The organism is Idiomarina aminovorans (genome assembly GCF_023155095.1).
Taxonomy (GTDB): domain Bacteria; phylum Pseudomonadota; class Gammaproteobacteria; order Enterobacterales; family Alteromonadaceae; genus Idiomarina; species Idiomarina aminovorans.
Genome location: NZ_JAKNDA010000005.1, coordinates 212,413 through 235,798, shown reverse-complemented (window position 1 = coordinate 235,798; position 23,386 = coordinate 212,413). Strand labels below are relative to the sequence as shown.

The 23,386-nt window shown below is 45.6% G+C and carries 22 protein-coding genes; 6 read left to right on the top strand and 16 right to left on the bottom strand.

The window, feature by feature from the left end:
- Nucleotides 1-3: 3 nt before the first annotated feature.
- The 12 genes from lpxD to L8G48_RS10885 form a co-directional block, all read right to left on the bottom strand.
- A complete protein-coding gene (gene lpxD / locus L8G48_RS10940; protein WP_248264642.1) occupies nucleotides 4-1,029 on the bottom strand; it encodes a UDP-3-O-(3-hydroxymyristoyl)glucosamine N-acyltransferase in 1,026 nt (341 codons plus the stop codon).
- A gap of 3 nt (nucleotides 1,030-1,032) precedes the next feature.
- Nucleotides 1,033-1,548: an OmpH family outer membrane protein gene (locus L8G48_RS10935; protein WP_248264641.1), complete on the bottom strand. Its 516-nt coding sequence runs from the start codon at nucleotides 1,546-1,548 to the stop codon at nucleotides 1,033-1,035.
- 46 nt (nucleotides 1,549-1,594) lie between these two features.
- Entirely contained in the window at nucleotides 1,595-4,096 is a 2,502-nt protein-coding gene (bamA, locus tag L8G48_RS10930; RefSeq protein ID WP_248264640.1) for an outer membrane protein assembly factor BamA, read from the bottom strand.
- A gap of 31 nt (nucleotides 4,097-4,127) precedes the next feature.
- Complete coding sequence (gene rseP, locus L8G48_RS10925; protein ID WP_248264639.1) at nucleotides 4,128-5,483, bottom strand: sigma E protease regulator RseP; 1,356 nt, start codon at nucleotides 5,481-5,483, stop codon at nucleotides 4,128-4,130.
- The gene (gene ispC, locus L8G48_RS10920; protein WP_248264638.1) at nucleotides 5,480-6,673 is read right to left on the bottom strand and encodes a 1-deoxy-D-xylulose-5-phosphate reductoisomerase; all 1,194 of its coding nucleotides are present in this window, start codon (nucleotides 6,671-6,673) and stop codon (nucleotides 5,480-5,482) included. Before ispC ends, rseP begins: the two co-directional genes overlap by 4 nt.
- Nucleotides 6,674-6,677: 4 nt before the next feature.
- Nucleotides 6,678-7,541, bottom strand: a complete 864-nt coding sequence (locus L8G48_RS10915) for a phosphatidate cytidylyltransferase (RefSeq protein WP_248264637.1) — start codon at nucleotides 7,539-7,541, stop codon at nucleotides 6,678-6,680.
- Between the two features lie 3 nt (nucleotides 7,542-7,544).
- The gene (gene uppS / locus L8G48_RS10910; protein WP_248264636.1) at nucleotides 7,545-8,318 is read right to left on the bottom strand and encodes a polyprenyl diphosphate synthase; all 774 of its coding nucleotides are present in this window, start codon (nucleotides 8,316-8,318) and stop codon (nucleotides 7,545-7,547) included.
- A gap of 82 nt (nucleotides 8,319-8,400) precedes the next feature.
- Nucleotides 8,401-8,958 (bottom strand): ribosome recycling factor, encoded by a 558-nt coding sequence (gene frr, locus L8G48_RS10905; protein WP_248264635.1) that lies wholly within the window; start codon nucleotides 8,956-8,958, stop codon nucleotides 8,401-8,403.
- A 31-nt stretch (nucleotides 8,959-8,989) separates the two neighbouring features.
- Complete coding sequence (pyrH, locus tag L8G48_RS10900; RefSeq protein ID WP_248264685.1) at nucleotides 8,990-9,724, bottom strand: UMP kinase; 735 nt, start codon at nucleotides 9,722-9,724, stop codon at nucleotides 8,990-8,992.
- 102 nt (nucleotides 9,725-9,826) lie between these two features.
- Entirely contained in the window at nucleotides 9,827-10,705 is an 879-nt protein-coding gene (tsf, locus tag L8G48_RS10895; RefSeq protein WP_248264634.1) for a translation elongation factor Ts, read from the bottom strand.
- Between the two features lie 15 nt (nucleotides 10,706-10,720).
- Nucleotides 10,721-11,449 (bottom strand): 30S ribosomal protein S2, encoded by a 729-nt coding sequence (gene rpsB / locus L8G48_RS10890; RefSeq protein ID WP_248264633.1) that lies wholly within the window; start codon nucleotides 11,447-11,449, stop codon nucleotides 10,721-10,723.
- Nucleotides 11,450-12,163: 714 nt separating this feature from the next.
- Nucleotides 12,164-14,395 (bottom strand): TonB-dependent receptor domain-containing protein, encoded by a 2,232-nt coding sequence (locus L8G48_RS10885; RefSeq protein WP_248264632.1) that lies wholly within the window; start codon nucleotides 14,393-14,395, stop codon nucleotides 12,164-12,166.
- Between the two features lie 161 nt (nucleotides 14,396-14,556).
- On the opposite strand from L8G48_RS10885, the gene L8G48_RS10880 reads away from it, so the two are divergent.
- From L8G48_RS10880 to dapD, 4 genes are all read left to right on the top strand, one after another.
- A complete protein-coding gene (locus tag L8G48_RS10880; protein WP_248264631.1) occupies nucleotides 14,557-15,042 on the top strand; it encodes a DUF4920 domain-containing protein in 486 nt (161 codons plus the stop codon).
- Between the two features lie 141 nt (nucleotides 15,043-15,183).
- A complete protein-coding gene (gene map / locus L8G48_RS10875) occupies nucleotides 15,184-15,972 on the top strand; it encodes a type I methionyl aminopeptidase (protein WP_248264630.1) in 789 nt (262 codons plus the stop codon).
- Between the two features lie 18 nt (nucleotides 15,973-15,990).
- Nucleotides 15,991-18,630, top strand: coding sequence for a [protein-PII] uridylyltransferase (gene glnD / locus L8G48_RS10870; RefSeq protein WP_248264629.1), 2,640 nt, complete (start codon nucleotides 15,991-15,993; stop codon nucleotides 18,628-18,630).
- 9 nt (nucleotides 18,631-18,639) lie between these two features.
- Entirely contained in the window at nucleotides 18,640-19,464 is an 825-nt protein-coding gene (gene dapD / locus L8G48_RS10865) for a 2,3,4,5-tetrahydropyridine-2,6-dicarboxylate N-succinyltransferase (protein ID WP_248264628.1), read from the top strand.
- 3 nt (nucleotides 19,465-19,467) lie between these two features.
- Here dapD and truC read toward each other — a convergent pair whose 3' ends face one another.
- Together truC and L8G48_RS10855 are read right to left on the bottom strand one after the other, a co-directional pair.
- The gene (gene truC, locus L8G48_RS10860; protein WP_248264627.1) at nucleotides 19,468-20,178 is read right to left on the bottom strand and encodes a tRNA pseudouridine(65) synthase TruC; all 711 of its coding nucleotides are present in this window, start codon (nucleotides 20,176-20,178) and stop codon (nucleotides 19,468-19,470) included.
- A gap of 2 nt (nucleotides 20,179-20,180) precedes the next feature.
- Nucleotides 20,181-20,525 carry a YqcC family protein gene (locus L8G48_RS10855; RefSeq protein WP_248264626.1) on the bottom strand — a complete coding sequence of 115 codons (345 nt, stop codon included), beginning with the start codon at nucleotides 20,523-20,525 and terminating at the stop codon, nucleotides 20,181-20,183.
- A 93-nt stretch (nucleotides 20,526-20,618) separates the two neighbouring features.
- Between L8G48_RS10855 and L8G48_RS10850 the strand changes: the two genes are divergently transcribed.
- Together L8G48_RS10850 and L8G48_RS10845 are read left to right on the top strand one after the other, a co-directional pair.
- Complete coding sequence (locus tag L8G48_RS10850; protein ID WP_248264625.1) at nucleotides 20,619-21,650, top strand: DUF3549 family protein; 1,032 nt, start codon at nucleotides 20,619-20,621, stop codon at nucleotides 21,648-21,650.
- On the top strand, nucleotides 21,650-21,961 hold the full coding sequence (locus tag L8G48_RS10845; RefSeq protein ID WP_248264624.1) for a DUF3301 domain-containing protein: 312 nt from the start codon (nucleotides 21,650-21,652) through the stop codon (nucleotides 21,959-21,961). Before L8G48_RS10850 ends, L8G48_RS10845 begins: the two co-directional genes overlap by 1 nt.
- Before the next feature lie 44 nt (nucleotides 21,962-22,005).
- Here the strand turns inward: L8G48_RS10845 and L8G48_RS10840 are convergent, their stop codons facing one another.
- A complete protein-coding gene (locus L8G48_RS10840; RefSeq protein WP_248264623.1) occupies nucleotides 22,006-22,695 on the bottom strand; it encodes a GNAT family N-acetyltransferase in 690 nt (229 codons plus the stop codon).
- A 95-nt stretch (nucleotides 22,696-22,790) separates the two neighbouring features.
- Nucleotides 22,791-23,339, bottom strand: a complete 549-nt coding sequence (gene syd / locus L8G48_RS10835; protein WP_248264622.1) for a SecY-interacting protein — start codon at nucleotides 23,337-23,339, stop codon at nucleotides 22,791-22,793.
- Nucleotides 23,340-23,386 lie beyond the last annotated feature (47 nt).

Below are 23,386 nucleotides of genomic sequence, written 5' to 3'. Positions count from 1 at the left end.
TACTCAGTTATTGTCGCCAGCTTGTTTTTCTAAAGTTTTAACACGTTTAAAGAGATCGTCCAGCTGACGGAATCTTGCACCATTACGACGCCATTCCCGGTGCCCACTGGCAGGGATACCTGATGCATAAACCCCAGGCTCAGTGATTTCTTTTATCACCATAGCAAATCCCATGATTTGCACATCGTCACACACACTAATATGACCGTTGATAGCAGAAGCCCCGCCAATCATACAACGCTTACCAATATGGCAGCTTCCGGCTAATACCGTACAGCCAGCGATAGCCGTGTCCTCATCAATGAACACGTTATGAGCTATTTGACATTGGTTATCAATAATACAGCCCGATGAAATAAAGGTATCGTCAAGCGCGCCGCGATCGACTGTTGTACTGGCTCCAATTTCGACATTGTTTTTAATCACAACACGCCCCAACTGAGGAATTTTCAGCCATTTACCGTTTTCAGGCGCCCAACCAAAACCATCAGCACCAATTATTGAACCGGAATGAAACAAGCAGTTATCACCAATAACACAACGGTGATAAATTTTTACACCTGACCAAAATGTGCAGCCGGAACCAATTTGAGTTTCAGGGCCAATATAGCAGTGCGGACCAATACTGGTATTATCACCGATTGTAGCGCCATCATCTATAACCGTATACTCACCAATACTCACATTATCGCCAATAGTCGCCGACTGAGCAACTTTGGCAGACTCTGCGATCCCCAAAGCGGGTTTTGGCGTGGTATCCAATAGCTGAGCTATTCGTGCAAATGCCGCATAAGGATTAGCGACCCGAATAGCATTATCAATGCTTTCACTGTCGTCTTTTTCAGAGACAATGACAGCACCAGCTAAGGTTGTTTCTAACTGAGCTTTGTAACGACTGTTCGCCAAAAAAGCGATAGCATCACCAGTAGCAGACTGCAAGGTAGCCACGCGCAAAATGGGGAGCTGCGAATTGCCTCGCACCTCCCCACCCACATGGTCAGCCAACTGCTGCAATGTGTACTCTGCCATAAATTAGTTACCTGAAGTCATTTTCTCAACAACAGCACCAGACAGATCATTATCTGCTTTCATATAAGTAACCGCATTGCTTTCAAGAACCATGTCATAGTCTTTGTCAGTTGCTACTGCAGTAATAGCATCCTGAACCTTTCCAAGTAATTTATTACGTTCTTCATTCTGACGACGACGAGTGTCTTCCTGCAACGCTTTACTTTTCAGTTGAGCTTCAGAAATAGTCTGTTCTAAATCACGTTCTAACTGAGTTTTTTCAGAAGCTGACATAATAGACGCGTCGCGCTCTTGTTTTTGACGCAGTTCCTGAACTTTCTGTTCAAGACGACGCATTTCTTCAAAGCGGTCCTGGAACTCAGTTTGCAGTTGCTCTGAAATTTGCTCACGCTGCGGTAGCTGCTGGAAAACTTCCATCATGTCGACCACACCAATTTTTTGTTGTGCCTGTGCAGCACCGGCAAAAAGTGCTGTTGATACAGCTACAGCCGCAACGGTTGATTTAATTAACGTTTTCAAGGTAAAACTCCTTCAAATTTTAGTCACTGTTATTTAATTATTATTATCAGAATGTGGTTCCGATATTAAATGAGAACACTTGGGTTTCATCACCCTCAACTTCTTTCAATGCCCGGCCTAACGAGAAAGTTAACGGACCCATTGGAGAAATCCACTGCACCGAAACACCCGCCGAAGCGCGAAAATCTCCCGGCGAGCTATAGTCGGTTAACGGTTGTGGACTAGTATTCTCCAAATCTTTGTATCTATCGTAGTCGAATTCCGTGTCCCAGACCATACCAAAATCTACGAACACACTGGTTCGTACGCTGTTGCGCATACCTTCATCGACAAAAGGCGTGGGCACAATCAGTTCCAGCCCACCTGAGACTTTAGCATTACCGCCTAAAGAATAGTTGTTTTGCACAAACAACTCCTGATTGCCAGTTTCTGAACTGTAGTTCGGTGTTGGTAAACCGGTAAAGTCCGGAATACCCTCTGAATTGACTGATTCCGGCACAACATAAACAGCTCTTGGGCCAACAGTGTTCGGTTCAAAACCGCGTAAATCACCCTGCCCGCCAATACGGAAGTATTCCCAGAATGGTAATAAGTACTCATTCCCGGCATCGTCTTCACCGTAGCCATTACCATAACCTATATTCAGTCGGGTGAGAAATGACCATTGCTGATCACGGCTTAGCGGATAATAGTGTTTGTAATCGTAATTAAAGCGGAAGTATTTCACGTCACTAAACGGCGCTGAAACTTCAAAACTCGCTTGTTGCGAAGAACCACTGGTCGGGAACCGCCCGCGGTTTAAAGTTACTCGCGACCAACCGGCATTCAGTTCGTATATATCGAAACTAATAGGGCGTTCTGGGTTTTGATCATCCAGATAAGCTCTGTAAAACTGCTGAATCTGCTCAATACTCTGGTTTTGTGAATTAACACTCACTTCCTGATTCTTATAGCCAACACCAAAGTTTAAACGGTTTATTTCATCAATTGGGAAGTTGAGCCCTGTGGATAAACCATAAGTCTTCTGATTGTAGTTTACGAGGTTTTGCGCATTACCAGCATCAAACTCACTCATATATACCTGACCAGACAGGCCCACCCCGTTCATCGTGAAATACGGGTCAGAATACGAGAAGCTGGCATTCTTATTAAAACGGCTGGTGCTGATATTAAAACCAACCCGGTTACCGGTACCTAAAAAGTTATTTTGTTGAACACCGGCGTTAAGCTGCAAGCCAGAGTAATCACCATAACCAATACCCGCATTAAATGAACCGGAAGGTTGTTCCTTCACTTTATAGGTCACGTCCACTTGATCGTCACGACCATCGACTCGCTCCGTAGAGGTTTCTACGGTTTCGAAGAAACCGAGTCGTTCAAGACGAACTTTACCCTGTTCAATGTTACTGTCAGATAACCAGGCTCCTTCCAGCTGACGCATTTCACGGCGCAAAACGCGGTCTTTAGTTGCCCCATTGCCTTCAAAGTTAATTTGACGAACATAGACACGTTTTCCAGGGTTTACCGAGAACGTGATTTTAACCGTTTTATCTTCATCATCATGTTCGGGCATAGTCCGAACTTCTGGATAAGCATAACCGTAACGACCATAAAAACGGCTTATCATTTCCTCTATGTATGTAACCTGAGCCGCATTATAGAGCGTACCCTCTTCTATTTTCGCTATTTTTTCAACCAACTCATCATGACCTTTAAGATCACCAATAACGTCGGTCTCGCTGATATTGTATTTGTCGCCTTCATTCACATTGACAGTGATGTAGATTCCATCACGGTCAGGTGTCATAGAGACCTGCACAGACTCAACCTGAAATCGCAGGTAACCTCGGTCACGATAGAACGATTCTAATGTCTCTAAGTCACCACTTAACTGTTGTTTTTGATAACGTTTTTCACCAATAACGTTCCACCATGGGAGATCATCACGAAGCTCAAAAGCATCTAAAATTTGTTCATCGGAGAAGGCTTTATTGCCGACAATATTAATTTGTGCAATTTCCGCGGCATCGCCTTCTTCGAAGTTCATGCGTAACTCAACGCGGTTACGTGGTAAGTCAACCACCTGAACATCAACCGAGGCATTGTATTTACCGACGCTGTGATAAAAGTCTTCCAGACCTTTTTCAATACCCGAAATAGTGGTTCTGTCTAGTGGTTCACCCGCGACAATATTATTATCAACCAGGCTTTCCTGAAGCTGTTCGTCTTTAATATCGCTGTTACCTTCAAAGGTAATTTCAGCAATGGTTGGCCGTTCACTAACGCTGAAGATAAGAGTGTCTTCATCTCTGCGCGCATCGATATAGTCGAAGTGAGTCGAAGAATAAAGTGAACGAATAGCACTACGAATTTGTAGCTCACTCACTTCATCACCAACCCGAACCGGTATATAAGTTAACGCAGCACCTAAAGCGACACGTTGTAATCCTTTTACTTCAATATCTTCGACAACAAAGTCATCTTGTGCGTAGGCTGGTGCTACTGCACCTGCAATCATGGCACTCACTAACAGCTTTTTAAACGTCATTATCACTAGCTACTTATTGTTAATTCGTGACTCAGAATGCGAAACGGGCGATGTCATTTGATATTGCTAACGCCATCAACGCGAATACCAGCACCCCACCAATCCTATAGCAAACGTCTTGCACTCTTTCGGATACCGGTTTACCACGCACCCACTCAATGCTATAAAACATTAAGTGACCGCCGTCTAACACCGGTAAAGGTAATAAATTAATTATCCCTAAATTGACGCTCAACAGCGCCAAAAAACTTAAAAAATAAACAAACCCGTTGCTGGCGCTGACACCAGCGCCTTCAGCGATACTTAAAGGTCCCGCCAGGTTTTTTACAGAGACATCTCCGGCCAGCAGTTTACCTATCATTTTCACGCTAACAACCATCAATTCCCAAGTTTTTTCAGCACCTTTCGCTAAGCTCCCGACAACACCATATTGATGGTTGAAAACGTAATCGTCAGGCAACGGCTCTGTTACCGGAACCACGCCAAGGTAGCCTATGACACCACTTGGGCTTTCCCGTTCCCCGATTTGAACAGAAATTTGTTGCTCAGTCTGGTTTCTCTCAACCGTAAATAAAACAGCCTGTCCAGCCGATTGAGCAACAATTTCACGTATTTCAGTCCAGCTACCGACACTTTCACTTCCAATTCGGGTAATTGTATCGCCCTCTTTTAAAGCACTAATATCCGCCGGTGAGCCAGCTTCTATCTGACTCAGTTCGGTGTACACTGCCGGCTGATAAACAGCGATACCTAAACTGCCAAAGGTTGACTCGGTTTCCGGATCAAACTGCCAGCCACTTAAATTAAGCGTTCGTTTAACTTCATCTCCGTCCGGCGTTCTAAGGGTCAACACCGCTTCATCGTTACCAATGGCCGACATTAGACCCAACTGCACTTGTTGCCAGTCGTATGCTTCGACGTTATCAACAGACAGAATTTCACTGCCTCTTTTAAGTTTTGCCTCAGCAGCGACAGAGCCTTCTTTTATATCCCCGATAATCGGTTTTACTGTGGGTACACCAAGACCAAACATCAGCCATAACACCGCTACGGCTAACACGAAGTTGGCCACCGGGCCAGCTGACACTGTCGCAAAACGTTTATAAACAGATTGTGCATTAAAGCTAACATCACGCTCAGCTTCACTGACATCATCAATACGTTCATCCAGCATCCTTACGTAGCCGCCCAGAGGAATAACACCCAGTTGATAAACCGTGCCGTCTTTACCTCTTCGCTTCCATATTGCCCGACCAAAACCAACTGAAAAAGTTAACACTTTTACGCCGCAACGACGTGCAACCCAGAAATGTCCGAACTCGTGAAAAGCGACTAAAATACCCAGAGTTACAACGAAGGAAAAGAAATACCAAATTGCCTCTATCACTTTGCGTACTCCTGCAGCCATTTACTGGCCGTTAAACGCGCTTGTTTGTCTATGGCGATTAGCGTTTCAATGCTATCAGCCTCATTTGCTTGTATTGACTGCAATACCGAATCACACACTTTTGCGATATCAGTAAAACCAACTTGTTCTTTTAAAAATGCAGCAACAGCCACCTCGTTCGCTGCGTTTAATGAGGTTGTTGCCCACTGCCCTTCCCAACAGGCATCTATCGCCAACTGCAAACAGGGGTAACGTGGTGCCTCCGGCTGTTTGAAAGTCAATGGCGCTATTTGCGTGAAATCTAAACCCGCAACACCACTGTCCAGACGCTCCGGATAGCCCAATGTATGCGCAATAGGTGTGCGCATATCCGGTTCTCCCATCTGCGCCAGCACTGAACCATCGGTGTATTGCACCATTGAATGAATAACACTTTGTGGATGAATCACGACTTTCAGTTGGTCGCGTGAACAATTAAATAACCAGCGAGCTTCGATGTATTCCAGCCCTTTATTTAACATGGTTGCTGAATCCACGGAGATTTTTCGACCCATGGACCAGTTTGGATGCTTACATGCAGCGTTCGGTGTTTGTTCAACTAACTGATTAATGGGCAAGTCCCGGAACGGTCCACCCGAGCCCGTTAACAATAAATACTGGATGCCATGTTCACTTAACGCCATAGTGCCTACCTGCTGCTGCGCAGCCTGAGGCAAACACTGGAAAATCGCATTGTGTTCACTGTCTACCGGTATAATTTTGGCACCGGAGCGTTGGGCATGGTCGATAAACAACTGTCCACTCATAACCAGAGCTTCTTTATTTGCCAACAATACGTCTTTACCGGCATTAATAGCGGCGAGTGTTGGTGCTAATCCGGCAGCACCAACTATAGCCGCCATCACCACATTTACCTCGCTTGCGGAACTCACTTCGGCTAACGCCTGCTCCCCATAAATAACCTGAGTTGAAATACGTTGACCGACAAGTTCTTTAAGCTCTGCTGCGGCACTTTGTGACCCCATAACCGCGTATTGCGGGTTATGCTTCAAACAAAGTTGCGCCATGGCATTAACCTGGCTATGGGCAGTTAAAGCAAAAACCTGAAAGTCATCCGGGTGCCGTGAAACAACATCCAGGGTGTTTTGACCAATGGAGCCCGTTGCTCCCAAAACCGTAATTCGACGCATAGGTTTAATGCAAAAACTCCAGGTAAGCTAAAGTAAAAATAGGTATTGCCGCTGTCAAACTGTCAATACGGTCAAGAATTCCGCCGTGCCCCGGTAAAATGGAACCACTGTCCTTAACACCGGCGCTACGCTTAAACATGCTTTCGTTTAAATCACCAAATACAGACGCGACAACCGTAAATAACCCGGTTAAATAATAACCCGTGAACTGGTCAGCCGGCACTTTTGTCCAATGTGCAACTACCATCATCACCACAAAGGCTAAAGTCACACCACCACACAAGCCTTCCATGGTTTTCCCCGGGCTTACCGCCGGCATCATTTTATTGCGTCCATAACGCACACCGGCAAAATAAGCACCGACGTCAGCCGCCCACACCAGCAGTAAAATAAAAAGAACGACCCAGCCACCGAAAAAGCGCGATTCATCAATATCAATAGAGCGCACGGTGACTAACGCCGCCCAGGTGGGAATGAAAATCAACAAACCGAATACCCCGACAATAGCCCGGGTGCGGGACCACATACGCCGGCTGGAGGGATAATTGACTATCATTGCCAGCGCTATAACCCACCAGACACCGCCAGCAAGTATGGTGTAATAAATCAGTTTAGACAGTTCACCATCCTGCCATAAGTGCTCGTAAGGAGCCAACCACGACAGCACGCCAATAATGGCACCAACGAACAAGGTGTAAGCGATACGAGCCGCCTTACGACGTACGCCCATCAGAGGTGACCATTCCCAGGCCCCCAGCATTAATACGCCCTGGATAAAAAGAGCAAAGCCCCACAAAGGCAGCATAAAAACACCGTACAGTGCCACCGGAACCAGCAATAGTGCTGTAATAATACGTTGTTTTAGCAAGTGTTATTCCTCTATCCGAGTTTCAATGTCTTGCATTAGCACGGTTAATTGTTCGCTTGTTAAACCAAAACGGCGTTCCCGTTGCGCAAAATCAGTAATCGCCCGGGCAAAAACTGTGTCGTCAAAGTTGGGCCATAATACCGACGTGAAATACAGCTCTGCATACGCCAGCTGCCATAAAAGAAAGTTACTGATGCGATGTTCACCTCCGGTACGGATGAGCAAATCCGGCAATGGCTGATCCGCCATCATTAATTCGCCGGCTATTGCCTGTTCAGTAATTTCTGCTGGATCTATTTCATTCGCTTTCACTTTTTCAGCTAACTTACGACTGGCTTGCGTGATATCCCACTGTCCGCCGTAATTCGCAGCAATATTCAGATTGAGGCCACTGTTACTTCGCGTTTGCTGTTCTGCTTCATTCATTTGCCTTTGCAAACGCTTTGAGAAAGCGCCTTTATCACCAATAATGCGCAAACAAATATGGTTATCGTCTAATTTTTTTATTTCGCTTTTCAGTACCGACATAAATAATTCCATCAATACTGATATTTCTTTGGCAGGACGCTTCCAGTTCTCACTACTGAACGCGAACAAAGTCAGCGATTCTATACCGTTACGACGAGCAAACGCCACAGCTTTACGTACAGCTTCAGCGCCCGCTTTATGCCCGGAGGTTCTTATTTTACCGCGCTGTTTCGCCCAACGCCCGTTGCCATCCATTATAATGGCAACATGTTTGGGGACTAACTGCTCAATTGACGGTAATTCTTTCATTCAATCTGCCGTAAACATTAAAAAACGCCGTGCGAGTATACCTGACACGGCGTCATAGACCAACGTAGGTAAAGTTTGATGGTTAAATCTCCATCAAATCTTCTTCTTTTGCTTTCAATGCTTCGTCAATTTTCTTAACGAATATATCGGTCAGCTTTTGAATCTCATCTTCAGCGTTATGCTCTTCATCTTCAGTAATTTCTTTTTCTTTGAGCAAATCTTTGATATCACCATTGGCGTCACGACGAATATTACGCACCGCAATTCGTCCATTTTCAGCTTCTGCGCGCACAATTTTAACTAAATCGCGACGACGCTCTTCGGTCAGCGCAGGCAACGGGATACGGATAACGGCACCCGCTGACGTCGGATTTAATCCTAAGTCCGAATTCATAATGGCTTTTTCTACAGCCGTTGAAGCTGACTTATCAAATACAGTCAGAGCCAGAGTTCTTGAATCTTCGGTGGTAATATTGGCCAACTGATTCAGTGGCGTATCTGCACCGTAATAGTTCACCATAACACTATCCAGTATACTGGGATGAGCACGACCTGTGCGTACTTTTGACATTTGGCTCTGTAAAGATTCAACACTTTTTTTCATGCGATCTTTAGCGTCTTCTATAATTTCTCTTATCACTGTCTTATACCCTTTTATTCAGTAACGGCAATTACTCAGCATCTTTGCTAATGAGTGTACCCTCTTCTTCGCCCATAATCACGGCTCGTAACGCACCGGGTTTATTCATATTGAACACCCGAATTGGCAGAGCATGGTCGCGCGCCAGAGTAAATGCCGCTAAATCCATAACTTTTAGCTGTTTTTCCAGTATATCATCGTAGCTAATGTGCCTATATAAAGTCGCATCCGGATGATTATCGGGATCATCAGAATAGACACCGTCAACCTTCGTTCCCTTAAGTACAATCTCCGCTTCAATTTCAATACCACGCAAGCATGCCGCAGAATCTGTCGTAAAAAACGGGTTACCGGTACCGGCTGAAAATATCACAACCCGCCCTGATTTTAACAAACTGATGGCCTCTGCCCAGTTATAACTGTCACAGACACCGGTCAATTCAATGGCTGACATTAAACGTGCGTTAACAAAAGCACGGTGCAGAGCATCGCGCATAGCCAGTCCGTTCATTACGGTAGCTAACATGCCCATGTGGTCGCCCACAACGCGATTCATGCCGGCTTTTGCTAAGCCTTCTCCGCGAAATAAATTACCACCACCAATGACTAAGCCTACCTGAACCCCAAGTTCAACCAACTCTTTAATTTCCTGCGCCATACGGTCTAGTACTTTGGCGTCAATACCAAATGGCTCGTCCCCCATTAGGGCTTCACCACTGAGCTTTAACAATATGCGTCGATAACTGGGTTTCGGATGAGTGCTCATCATTGCCTCTACTCTTTTCTTTGGTTAAAAAAAACCGCGTCCTGAACGTTCAAGACACGGTTTATCGTTTTCTATTTCATGGGGCTGGTCTGAACCACGCTATTAGCCTTTGCTCGCCGCCGCCACTTGTGCCTGAACTTCAGAAGCAAAATCCTCTTCTTTACGCTCAATACCTTCACCCACTTCGAAGCGAACGAAAGTAACAACATCGGCACCCGCTTTTTTCAGCAACTCACCGACAGTCATTGATGGGTCTTTAACGAAAGGCTGACCCGTCAGGCTGATTTCGCCGGTAAACTTACGCATACGGCCTTCAACCATTTTCTCAGCGATCTCTTTTGGCTTACCGCTCTGCATTGCGATATCAACTTGGATTGCACGTTCTTTTTCTACAACTTCAGCTTCCACATCTTCAGGTTTAAGGAATTGTGGGTTGCTTGCTGCAACATGCATACACAAGTCACGCGCCAGATCTTCATCGCCGCCAGTAATTGCAACGGCAACACCGATGCGAGCACCGTGCGTGTAAGTTGCAACAACATCGCCGGCTTCAAGAGTTTGAACACGACGTACGTTCATGTTCTCACCAATTTTAGCGACTAAGTCTTCACGAGTTTTCTCAACCGTCTGACCATCGATTTCAGTTGCTTTTAACGCTTCACTGTCATTTTCTTTATTAGCAAACGCGGTGTTAATCACTTTATCGCCAAAAGCCAAAAAGCTATCATCACGAGCAACGAAGTCTGTTTCACAGTTCAGTTCAACCAAGGTTGCCTGGTTGCCTTGAGACTTAACCAGAATAACCCCTTCAGCCGCCACACGACCGGCCTTCTTAGCGGCTTTTGCCTGACCGCTTTTGCGCATCAGGTCAATTGCTGCTTCCATATCACCGTCAACTTCCTGCAATGCTTTTTTGCAGTCCATCATGCCAGCGCCTGTGCGCTCGCGCAGTTCTTTTACCAGAGCTGCTGTAATTGCCATGATTCTATTCCTCGATTATTCAGTTGCTTCGACGAAATCGTCAGAGTCTTTCGCTTCAACTTGCGCTGTGCGTGCTTCTTTTACCGCTTCAGCAGCAGTGTTTAAATACAATTGAACGGCACGGATTGCGTCATCGTTACCTGGGACAATGTAATCAACACCGTCAGGATCAGAGTTACTATCCACAACAGAAACAACTGGAATGCCCAGGTTATTTGCTTCCTTAATAGAGATGTGTTCGTGATCAGCGTCGATAACAAACAGAATATCCGGTAAGCCGCCCATGTTTTTAATACCGCCCAGGCCTTTTTCCAGTTTTTCCATTTCACGAGTGTTAACTAAGGCTTCTTTCTTAGTCAGTTTCTCGAAAGTACCGTCCTGGCTCATGGTTTCAAGGTCTTTCAAACGCTTGATTGATTGACGAACGGTTTTCCAGTTAGTCAACATACCACCTAACCAACGGTGATTCACGTAGTACTGGTCACAGTTGATAGCAGCTTCTTTAACCGCTTCAGCCGCTGCACGCTTAGTACCAACAAACAAAATTTTACCTTTGTTTGAAGCAATGTGCTGCATGTAGCTCAACGCGTCGTTGAACATAGGTACTGTTTTTTCGAGATTAATGATATGAATTTTGTTACGTGCTCCAAAAATGTAAGGTTTCATTTTTGGATTCCAGAAGCGAGTTTGGTGACCGAAATGGGCACCAGCTTTGAGCATGTCACGCATTGACACGTTAGCCATAATATTTTCCTTTTTAGGGGGTTAAGCCTCCATACATCCCATAAGCCGACTTGTTCTTAGACAAGCACCCCGCCCTATGTGTCGATGTATGTGTGGATTATAATTTACATATATAGTGTACTTAATTAGCCGTTTTGCTTCTCAGTATAGAATAGCAGTAAGGCCAAAAAAGCGTGCGTTTTATACCATAAAGCCAAGCCATATACAACAAAAAGCATCATTTAACTTGTCTCTTAGACACGGATAGCGCATTTTAATCCCAGAGCCCAAGAAGGCTAAACGATAGTCGTCATCCATAGCAGCCATTTTCTTCTTACGGTTAATGCTGCCCGACTTACCCATGTCTTGCTGGGAAAAGTTCGACAGTAACCCCCTTATCTGTGGGAATTATTCAGAGGAAGTATGCGGTAACATCAGCTCGACTCATGGACTGACTTTATGAATTTTATCCTGAATCCGGATGAGCTAATTAGAGGGGGGGTAGCGATATTGGCCGAAAATCACTCTAAATAGCCTTTAATGCTTAATTTAGAACATAAAAAAATCCATAGTGAGAGGGTCTGACTATGGATTTTCAAGGCTCTGCCGGATCGGTCAACCGAACGCTAAAAACTTTTTACTGAACGGCACTAGACAAAAAAAGTCGCAGTTAATTATGTAAATTTATCCACCTAGAATCAGAATACTCCATTACGCACCTTTTTGGATTATTTATCAGAATTGATAGTGCAGGCTGAGTTTAACGTTGCGCCCAACCTCTGCCGGATCACTGGCTTCGCTGGCAGGTGCGCGCAGGTAGCGCTCATCAGTGAGGTTATCCAACCCGGCCACCAAGGTCAGGCCTTCAATCAATAATGGCGTATAACTCATGTTGAGGTTGACCACTTGGTAATCCTCAGTGCCGTAGCCCGAGTTAAGGTATAGTTCCGGCAAACGCTTTTGGCTGGCGTACGAGAGCAGTTGAGCACCGAGGTTTAACTCATCGTGCACCTGATAGTTGAGGTTAACGGTGAGCTTGTCTGCCGGTGCTTCTGTATAGGGCTGCCACTGCTGTTCAACTTTGCCGAGGAAGAAGTTGGGTACGCCGAAAACATCCATATTAATGGCGGAATAGCCTATATAAGCATGAAGGTCGCCAAAACGGTAGTCGATCTCTGCTTCAAAGCCTTTGCTTTGCAGTATGCTGATATTCTTAGCACTGTAATCACGATGGGTTGCAACAGGAACACCATTTGCCGGAGCAGGCCCCGGAGAACCCGGTTGTTTAACACCATCGTTATCGATGTAATACATAAAAGGCACGTTATCGATATAATTTTCTATCTCGTTATCAAAGTAGATGACTTTGGTACTGAAATAATCCGCATAACTAAGATTTTCCCAATGGAGGCCGAAACCCAGCTCAATATTGTCCGAGGTTTCCGGTTTCAGATCGGGTTGTGGCTCCTGGTAACAGATTTTTCCGCCGATATGGCAGCGCCACTCGTCTTTTTTATAAAGTTCCTGAACCGATGGTGCACGAAAAGCTTCGGCTAGCTTTATATAGGTATTTAAGTAGTCAGTTAGTCTGAAAGTCAGCCCTAATTCACTTGAAAATTCACCGTCGTCGTTACCGCTGTAGTCAGCGAAATAATTGTTATTGCGTTTGTAGTTGTCATAACGACCGCCAAGGGTTACCAATAAACGATCATTGAACAGTTCAGCCTGGTCAATGACTGAAACCGACAGGTTGGTGGCATCGCTGTCGCCATAAAAGGTGCCCGCTTGAGGAGTATCACCGCTCAACTCTATCTTGTTCTGGATGAAATCTTCCCGCTCGTAATCAAACTCAATGGCCAGTTTATGGTCAATAACACCGGTAAAATAAGACAAATTGCCAATTCTAATGCCCTTACGTCGACTGTCCCAGTTGCTGTCTTCATCGAAACTCTTTCGGCCATCTCCTATGGGGATATAACCTCGGGTTTTCTTTTGGTTGGTTTTTTTTGCGTACATCGACTGTACATCCAGATCAATCCAGTTGTTGTCTGGCCGGAAACTATAATTTACGGATGCTTCCAGATAATCATTTTGATAATTCTCGCTCAGCGTAGGGTAAGCGAGCGCCAGATCCTGGCGTTGCCCGTAGGGCTGATCATTAGAGCGGGTATCGCTCCAGTCAATTTTACCTTTAACACGGTGATCCGTTGCAGCTTGCCAAGTGGACTTCAATGATAGGTTCTTGCGCGTTGAATCATTTTTCAGTTTGTTAATCCCCGCGACTGCATCAGAATCGGCATCGCGATCACCAACGATATCAACATCGGAGAACGAAACCTGACTGGCATGGAAAACGCTGTCCAGCGAATCGCTGAGCTGAAATGCGGAAATCCCCAGAACCAAGGCATCGGTAGCGGATTGGTAAGAGGATGAAAGTCTTGCGCCTGTGCCGGGTTGTTTGGAAAGATAATCTGCGGCATCTTTGGTGACTAGACGAATACTGCCACCCACTGCCCCGGAACCAACGGTAAGTGAATCAGCGCCTCGCAATACCTGAACAAATTTTAATTGGCCGGGGTCAATGCCAAGACTGTTGATGGTAGCAATGTTGTTGGTACCGTCGGATTCAGTTTTACGTTTTACGTTGTCGACTGATACATGGATCCTCTCACCATAAAGGCCTCTGATGGCGGGCTGTCCGGAAAGCGGACTCACGCTGCCATTCATTTCCACGCCCGGTAGCTCTTTAAGCAGGTTAGTTAACTCGGCTTCCTGATTGCGTTCGATTTCGGTGGCGCTAAGAACAGAAACAGAAGCGGCAATATCCTGATTAACCAGACTGAGTTTGTGCCCGATAACTTCGATTTTTTCCATTTCATCGGGTACTGGTTTGTGCTCTTGTGCGTGGCCGGAGAATGCGGTAATGATTGCAATACAAAGGGCAGAGGGCCGGGTTCCTGATGGCATAACTTATCCTTATTTATAGTAATGAGAATGATTTTTATTAACATTGAAAAAGAGACTAGCAATTTAAGAGGTGAAATGCAAAAATTTGTTATGCATTATTTTCTATGACAAAACCATGAAAATCATAAGGTTACGATTTTAACTTTTTTAAGGTAGATAATATGACACAGAAATTAACGGTTATTCTATTCATTGCACTGACATTGTTAAGCCTGTTTCTGACAGCAAGATCGGCTGTCGCTGCGCAGATGGTTTTTGGCTCAGGGGCAAAACAGCAAAATGTGATTGATGTCACTACACTGATGGAAAATCCACAACAGTATTTGAGCCAGAAGATAACGATTAGAGGAAAGATAGAAAAAGTGTGTAAAAAGCGGGGTTGCTGGATGGAACTGGTTACCGAGCCAACCAGCACGCCCTTAACGATAAAGGTTAAGGATGGCGAGATGGTCTTCCCAATGAGTAAACTTGGTCATGTAGCGCTGGCAACAGGAACGCTAAGTATTGTTAAGCTGGATATTGGGCAAAGCCGGGATTACCTCGCGCATCGGGCAGAAGAACAAGAGCATGATTTTAACCCCGAAGCGGTCACAGAAGCCTTACAGCTATACCGTTTCAGCCCCGAGGGAGTCACTATCTTAGACTGATGGCCGCTGTAGGCCAGCCGTATGAATGCTTGTTAATTAACCATTATTCAGAGCCCTACTGTTGGTCTGCCTCAAAGATAGCGAATTTTACGAGTCGCTGTTAAACTGTTGGCTTTCCCAGCAGTCATAGACAGGAAAAGAATGACTATCTCAATAAAGACACCCGAAGAAATCGAAAAAATGCGCGCGGCGGGTAAGCTTGCTGCCAGTGTGCTTGAAATGATCGGCGAACACGTAAAGCCAGGAGTAACGACTGAAGAACTGGACGACATTTGTTACAAATACATCACCGATCATAACGCTTACCCCGCACCGTTAAATTACCATGGTTTTCCAAAGTCAATTTGCACTTCAGTTAATCATTGTGTTTGTCACGGCATTCCTGGTCCAAAACCACTTAAAGATGGCGACATTATGAACATTGATGTCACCGTAAAACTGGACGGTTACCATGGTGACACCTCCAAAATGTTTGTGGTCGGTAAACCTTCAATTATGGCGGAGCGTTTAATCAAAGTGACTCAGGAATCACTTTATAAAGCGATTGAAATGGTCAAGCCGGGTATCAAACTGGGCGATTTTGCCGAAGTTATTCAAAAGCACGCCGAAGGCCATGGTTATTCCATTGTTCGCGAATATTGCGGTCACGGCATTGGTTCTGTATTCCATGAAGACCCTCAAATTGTTCATTATGGCGAGGCCGGCACCGGGGAAGAGCTTAAGGCTGGCATGTGCTTTACGATAGAACCTATGGTTAACGCGGGTAAACGTCATACCAAGTTAATGAAAGACGGTTGGACCGTATTAACCAAAGATCGTAGCTTAAGTGCTCAATGGGAACATACTCTGTTAGTGACTGATAATGGTGTTGAAGTAATGACACTGCGCAATGACGAGCCCGATTTAGCGCGAGTTATCGAGCACAATTAAAATACAGGTGGCGACACTATGGCTAACGTTCACAAAGATAAAGACTTTCACGGGCGTTGGCCTGATAGGAACCATGCCCCCTGCATAAAAGACTATAAAACGCTTTTAGAAAGCTATCAAAATTGGTCTGCTGCGCGTTTTGTTACAGCCGATATTGATGAGTTAGTTCACCATCGGTCTACATTTTTTGACCAACTTATCTGTCAGCTTTGGCTGCAATTCCAACTCGATATTGAACCCGCCGGCCTATTAGCTGTAGGCGGTTATGGCCGCGAAACATTGCACCCGGGTTCGGATATTGATTTGCTCATTTTGATAAGCCCCGGGAATGAGGGAGCTGAAGCGAAGTTATCAGATAAACTGAGTCAGTTCCTTACCTTTTTATGGGATCTTCATCTGGATATTGGTCACTCTGTGCGCACCATTACGGAATGCTTTAGTCAGTCTGAAAACGATATCACCATAGCCACAAATCTTATTGAAAGTCGCTATTTATCGGGTTCTGAAAGCCTTTATAATGAATTCCATCAGCAACTTTTAAATGACTTCCCCTGGTCGAGCCGCGACTTTTATCAGGCTAAGCTTGATGAGCAAACACAACGCCATCAGCAATACCACAGTACCTCCTACAATCTTGAGCCAAATATCAAGTCCAGCCCCGGTGGGCTACGCGATATTCAAACGATTGGCTGGATTGCTAAACGTCATTTCCGTACCCATTCTGATGAAAGCTTAGTAGAATACGGCTATATGACAGCCGATGAATTCGTTGAACTTCGTGACTGCATGAACTGGCTATGGCGTATTCGCTTTGCACTTCACCTGGAAGCTGGCAAACGAGAAGACCGTCTACTTTTTGATTTCCAGCCAGGCGTTGCGGTTCGACTGGGATACGGTAACGATGGTAAAGCTTCGGTCGAAACCATGATGAAGGATTACTTCAAAGTGGTTTTGCGGGTCAGTGAACTCAACCAGATGTTACTGCAGTTTTTTCACCAGGCCATACTGGGCACTCAGGACTTACAGCACGCCGAACACATCAGTAATGATTTTGCCGTTGCCAACAAACTATTGACAGCTCGTCACGACGAGGTATTCGACGATAACTGCAATATTATTCGCGCTTTTGTCTGCATTGCTGAGCACCCACAAATTATCGGGATTCACTCAAATACGATACGTTTGTTGAGAAATGCACGGTCGCAGTTAACCGAACCACTTAGCCATGATCCGGTATGTCGCGATTTATTTAATCAACTCATTCAACACTCCAGAGGTTGTGGATTAGCCTTTGCGCTTATGCACCACCACAGTGTGTTAGCCAGTTACTTGTCTCAATGGCAGCAAATTGTCGGACAAATGCAGTTCGATCTTTTTCATGCCTATACGGTAGATGAACATACCTTTCGCTTAGTCAGAAACTTATACCGCTTTAGCGATGAGGAATTTCAAGACCAATTTCCGTTATGCGAGAAACTGGTCGCACAAATGGAACGTCGCTATTGTCTGTATCTGGCGGGTATTTTCCACGACATAGCCAAAGGCCGTGGCGGTGACCATTCTGAACTGGGTGAAATGGATGCGCGCAACTTTTGCCATCAACATGGTTATGACAACGACGATGCGGAGCTTGTGGCCTGGCTGGTCAGGCACCATTTAACCATGTCTGTTACCGCACAAAAGCGCGACATCCACGACCCTGAAGTGATACAACATTTTGCCAATCAAGTCTCAACAATAGAACGGCTGGATTACCTTTACTGCCTGACTGTTGCTGATATTCGCGCAACCAATCAGTCGTTATGGAACAACTGGAAAGCCACTTTATTGGAAGAGTTGTACAACGCGACTTTATATCTCCTACAACAGGACAGTAATAAACCGACTCTGGATATCCGTCAAAAAATTCAAGAAAATAAAGCCAATGCCACCGCGTTATTACTCAGTGCAGGCTTTGAAAAAGCCGAGATTATGGCGTTGTGGGGGCGTTTTACCGCTGATTATTTCTTTCGACATACCGCGGAACAAATAAGCTGGCACTCCCAGCACATTTTAAATTTACCAACGGATCAGCTGCCTCTTATTCTCATCGGCGATGAAAACAACTATGGCACCACCGAGTTGTTTATTTATCACCACGAAGAGGGTCACTTATTTGCATCTGTTGCCGGTGTGCTGGATAGCCAGCAGTTGAACATTCTGGATGCACAAATTCTTGCAACCCGCGATGGCTTCGTCATGGATACCTTCGTGGTATTACAGCGAGACGGCAAGCCGTTAACAGAACCTCATCGTATTGAAGAAGTAAAACAGCAACTGCTGGATGTTCTGCATAAACGCATTCCGGTTCCCAGTACAAAACGTCCGTTGTCACGCCGCATGAAGAACTTTTCGGTAGCGACAGAAGTCACCTTTATACCCAGCAAACATCATGGCCGCACAACCTTTGAGCTAGTAACACTGGACAGACCCGGGCTTATTGCTAAACTTGCGGCTATTTTGCAACAACAAAACGTCACCTTACTTGCCGCAAAAATTACCACCATAGGCGAGCAGGCAGAAGACTTATTTATCGTTACAACCGAGCAACAAACCGCTCTTAACGACAAACAGAAAAAAACATTAAAAGCGCAAATTATCAAAGACCTGGAGTTTTAAATTCTTATCATGGATAACATTAAACAGCGCATCATCGATGCATTTGAACAACGTGATCAAATCAATGCCCGCACGGAAAACGATGATCTTCGGGAAGCGGTCCGATATGTCATCGACGGAATTGACCGTGGTGAATTACGCGTGGCTGAAAAAGTTTCCGGTGAATGGGTTGTTCATCAATGGTTGAAGAAAGCCGTTCTGCTGTCATTTCGTTTAAACGACAATGATCTTATCGAAGGCGGAGAAACTCGCTTCTGGGACAAAGTACCGGCCAAATTTGCCGACTACGATAGCGCCCGTTTTCGTGCAGAAGGCATGCGAGTTGTTCCACCAGCCATGGTACGTAAAGGCGCATTCATCGGCCGCAACGTGGTGGTTATGCCGTCATACGTTAATATCGGCGCTTACGTTGGCGAAGGCACTATGGTTGATACCTGGGCGACCGTTGGTTCCTGTGCGCAAATTGGCAAGAACGTGCACTTATCCGGCGGCGTTGGAATTGGTGGTGTATTAGAACCACTGCAGGCCAACCCAACTATTATAGAGGATGACTGCTTTATTGGAGCTCGCTCTGAAATTGTTGAAGGCGTAATCATTGAGGAAGGCGCCGTTATTTCAATGGGCGTTTATATTGGCCAGAGCACCCGTATTTATGATCGCGAGAATGATCGCATTCTTTACGGCCGCGTTCCTTCAGGCTCGGTTGTTGTTCCGGGGTCATTGCCTGCAGCAAATGGCACACATAGCCTGTACGCGGCTATTATTGTTAAACGGGTGGATGCAAAAACACGGGCCAAAGTTGGTATCAACGCCCTGCTGCGCAGCGCAGAGTAATCCTTATTCAATAAATACCCGGTGAAACTCATCCGGCAGTGGCACTTCCAGATTAATCAGCTCGCCACTGACCGGATGACTAAAGCTCAATCCGGTAGCCGCTAATAATAAACGATGAATGTCGAAGTGAGAGCGAAAGAAGTTGTTATGGCGACCATCGCCGTGGTTGGTATCACCAACAATCGGGTGTCGAATATGTGCCATGTGACGGCGTAACTGATGTTTTCGCCCAGTTTCAGGCTGCAACTGCACCAATGAGTATCGCGTGGTATCGTGCTTTTTACTCACTTGATAAGGCAACTCAACCTGCTTTAGGCACTTATAGTGGGTTAAAGCTGGCTGTTTATCTTTGTTGGTATCGGCATCCGCATCTGCCAGTTTATCCAATTCTTCTTTTAACGCATAATCGATAGTGCCGCTCTCTGACACATAGCCTCTTACTACCGAATGATAGGTTTTACGAACCTGACGTGCGCTCAGTTGCTCAGTCAGAGTGCGCGCAATATTGCTGTTAAGAGCAAAGATGAGTAACCCCGATGTTGGCCTATCCAGCCGATGTACCGGATAGACATGACGACCCATTTGATTACGCAGCATTTGCATCGCAAATTCGCGAGCGCCGCTAGCTATCCGGCTTCTGTGGACTAGTAAGCCGCTGGGCTTATTAATAACCGCAACAAACTCGTCCTGATAAACAATTTCTAACTCGTTCACCGTTAAACATCTTCCTGCAAAGGGTCGGTTCCGCTTAACAGGACATCAAACTCACGTATCAAGCTAATTAACTGCTCGTACTGCTCAAGCTCGTTGCGGTATGTGTGTGCTGCCATTGGGCTTACTGCAATACCTTCAGGTAAAGGCCGCTGACTATCCACTAAAGCCCACATTCGCGGCAACATTATAAACTGCAACCACTGGTGAAATTCCAACGTATCAACAGCAAAAGGCTGTTCGCTTTCCAGCGCCTGCACGGGCGGCTGGTGAGCCTGCCATAAGCCAAGACTGTTCAGTTCACGCTCTATTCTATCCAGCAATCGAGCGGCTTTCTGATACTGCTCCATATCAGACTCCGTTACCACATCATTGTATAAACCGATATAATGGCATCATACTGATTTAATACGCCTTAAAATTCAAGCAAAAAGGAAGCGCCTGTGTCAGCACCGACCATCACCACCTTGGGTGAATTTTTACAAGCCGGCCAAGCAGAATACAAAATTTTTGATATTGGCCGACGACTGACTGAACTGTCCCGGGAAGAGTTTTCAGCCATCGAGGAACAGCAACGCCCTTACCCCTATCCAATAGCTCGTCAGGCTCAACTGGCTATATTGTTTCAGCATAAACAACATGACCAACAACCTTTCATTTGGTTTTTGCAGTTTCCTCTGGACGAACGTGGTCTGTTAAATTCTGCTGCACGTAATCAATACCTGGAATACGTGGTCAGCGCTTTAGGGCATGAGATAACCGGAGAAATGACCGAGGAACAGGAAAAGCAACTGCAACAAAACCCTTATTTACTGACCCCGAATGAGCAACAGCGTGCCGCGTTACATGCTCGCGTTCAGCGCCAGCAAAAACTGTCACCCTCCATTCATTTTGAAACCGCAGAAGCTTATTTACGCCAACCCGAAAGTGGCATCGACTGGCAACAAGTTGGCTTACAGGGTCTACATGACTGTGCTGCCAGATTAGAACAATTACCAGAGCTGAGCAAAGCAATAGCAAAGCAGTTTGCCAATTACCCTACTGCAGTTCGGCAACCGCTGGCAATTGCGCTTGAACAGCAAAATATTACGCCGCCAGTTAGGGATGCTCTGCTTAAAAACCTTGAAAATGAGGATACGCTTTTATGCACTGACAGCCTCAGAGCGCTGGCATCAGCAACCAGCCATCCGCGCGTAAAAAAATCGATAAATGCTCTTGTACCAAAGGCTACAACTGATCAACTGGTTGTTATAGCCGCCCGGCTATGGCCGATACTTGACGAGGAACAAAGCCTACTGCAGTACTTAGACGCCATTGCAAAGCTCGATAATGTTCTTTTTGACGCACTGTTTCAGGATATTATTGCAATGCCGACAATTCGCCCGCTGCTTTTATCCATATTGGCGCAACAGAAACAATCCGAAGCCGTTGGCGAAGCTCTCAATCGATTAAAACAACAAACTCAGAGCTCCTGATGAACTTACTTGATGTAATCATTTTTCTGGTACTGGCAACCGCAATATGGGTTTTCTGGCAACATCGGCAACAATCAGAGAGCGCACAAAAACATGCGTTGTTTTATTGCAAACAGCAAGGCTTACAATTTTTAGATATTCGTCGTGAGGATACGCGGTGGTCTTTTAAAGGAAGCCAACCCGGCTGGCGAAGTACTTTTAAAATGGGCTTTAGCAGCGATGGGCAAACTCGATACGAAGGGGACTTAACCCTTCATAACCAGCGCTTAGTTGGTGTTGAGTTACCGCCATTTCGAATGCCCGGTGAGTAACTTGATCCGGGCATCTTTATAAAACTCTTTAAAACTGGAGTAACTCATTGTGCCTCGTCTTTTTCACGCGGATAGAAAAGCACTTCACCCGGCAGTTTTTCAACCTCAATCTGAGCCTGCAAACGATAGCCACGTTTCTTGAAGAAAGCCTGATAATCAGAACGCGTAACGTATACAGCAATTCCTTGTGACTCGGGATCTTCTTCAAAAACGGTTTTAGCAGCTTGCACTAATAAGTCCCCTACTCCCTGAGATTGATACTGCGGCGCAACCGCAATAAAAGCTAACATATGATAAGGCACATCCGGCATCGCCTGTTGAATGAGACGCTCTTTCTCAAGTACTTGCCGGGTACTCAAGAAACCCGCTGTTAACAACATACTTATCCGCCAGTGCCAAAAACGCCCGGGCCCGAAGCTTTTACCCGGACGGGTAAGACAGGCGACACCTAAGAGTGTGCCGCCGTCCCGCATACCAATAATGGGTTGCCCGCTTTCCCAGAACGCATTCAGATCTTCGCGGATGGCTGCACGTAAACGCTTTTCGTAATCCGGTTTATCGGCACGAAAAATCTTTTGCAGCAACTCATCATCATAGTATGTCTGAAACAAAAGCGAAGCCGCTAACCTAAGATCTTCCGCAACGAGGTAGACCAGTTCACCCTGAACATTCTCGCTACTGGTACTGCTTGCTTCAACAATTTCGCTTTCTGTTTTTTCTGTTAAGCCTTGCATAGCAACCACTGATTCGTTTTTTATAACACCAACTTAACCATTTTTCGGGATTCTGTCGAGAGCCATGTTCCTCGTTCCTGCAATAGCTTTATCAATTAATCGCTATTTTCACTAATTTTGGGTTCACATTGCCCGAGCCAGGTTGCCAGTGAGTCAGCCAGAACTTCATGTTGCTCCTTACCAACCCACTCAAGCCCTACTGCACCACTTTGGTTATCGATACTCAGCAGTAAATCGTCATTTTCGACCCCTAACCCAATGAACACCGTTTCGGGTTGCTTTAAACGTCGCTTCATTAAAATGTGGCCCGCAATATTAGCCAGTAAGCGCTCTCCGTCTTCTGCACTTTGAATTTGCAGTAAGGTAATTGGATGACCTTGATAATCAAGCACTAAGTCTCCTGCATACCAGCGTCCGAAAAAGGTTTTAATACTGTCATGAAAGGTGAGTTCAAGAGCGCCTTCTAAATCCTCAAACGTTAAAGGTTCTGGTTGCCGGCAAGGTGTCCACTCAACCGTGTCTTCATCAATAGCAGCACCATATATAGGACTAGCCCACTCTTCTACATACTCGGTATGACGCACGGGGATATTTTCTTCATAACTCGCCATCAATGTATCTATCGACTCTTCTAACGTCTTCATCTGGTACTTACACCTAAGAAAATTTACAATAAGCCCATTGTACTTAC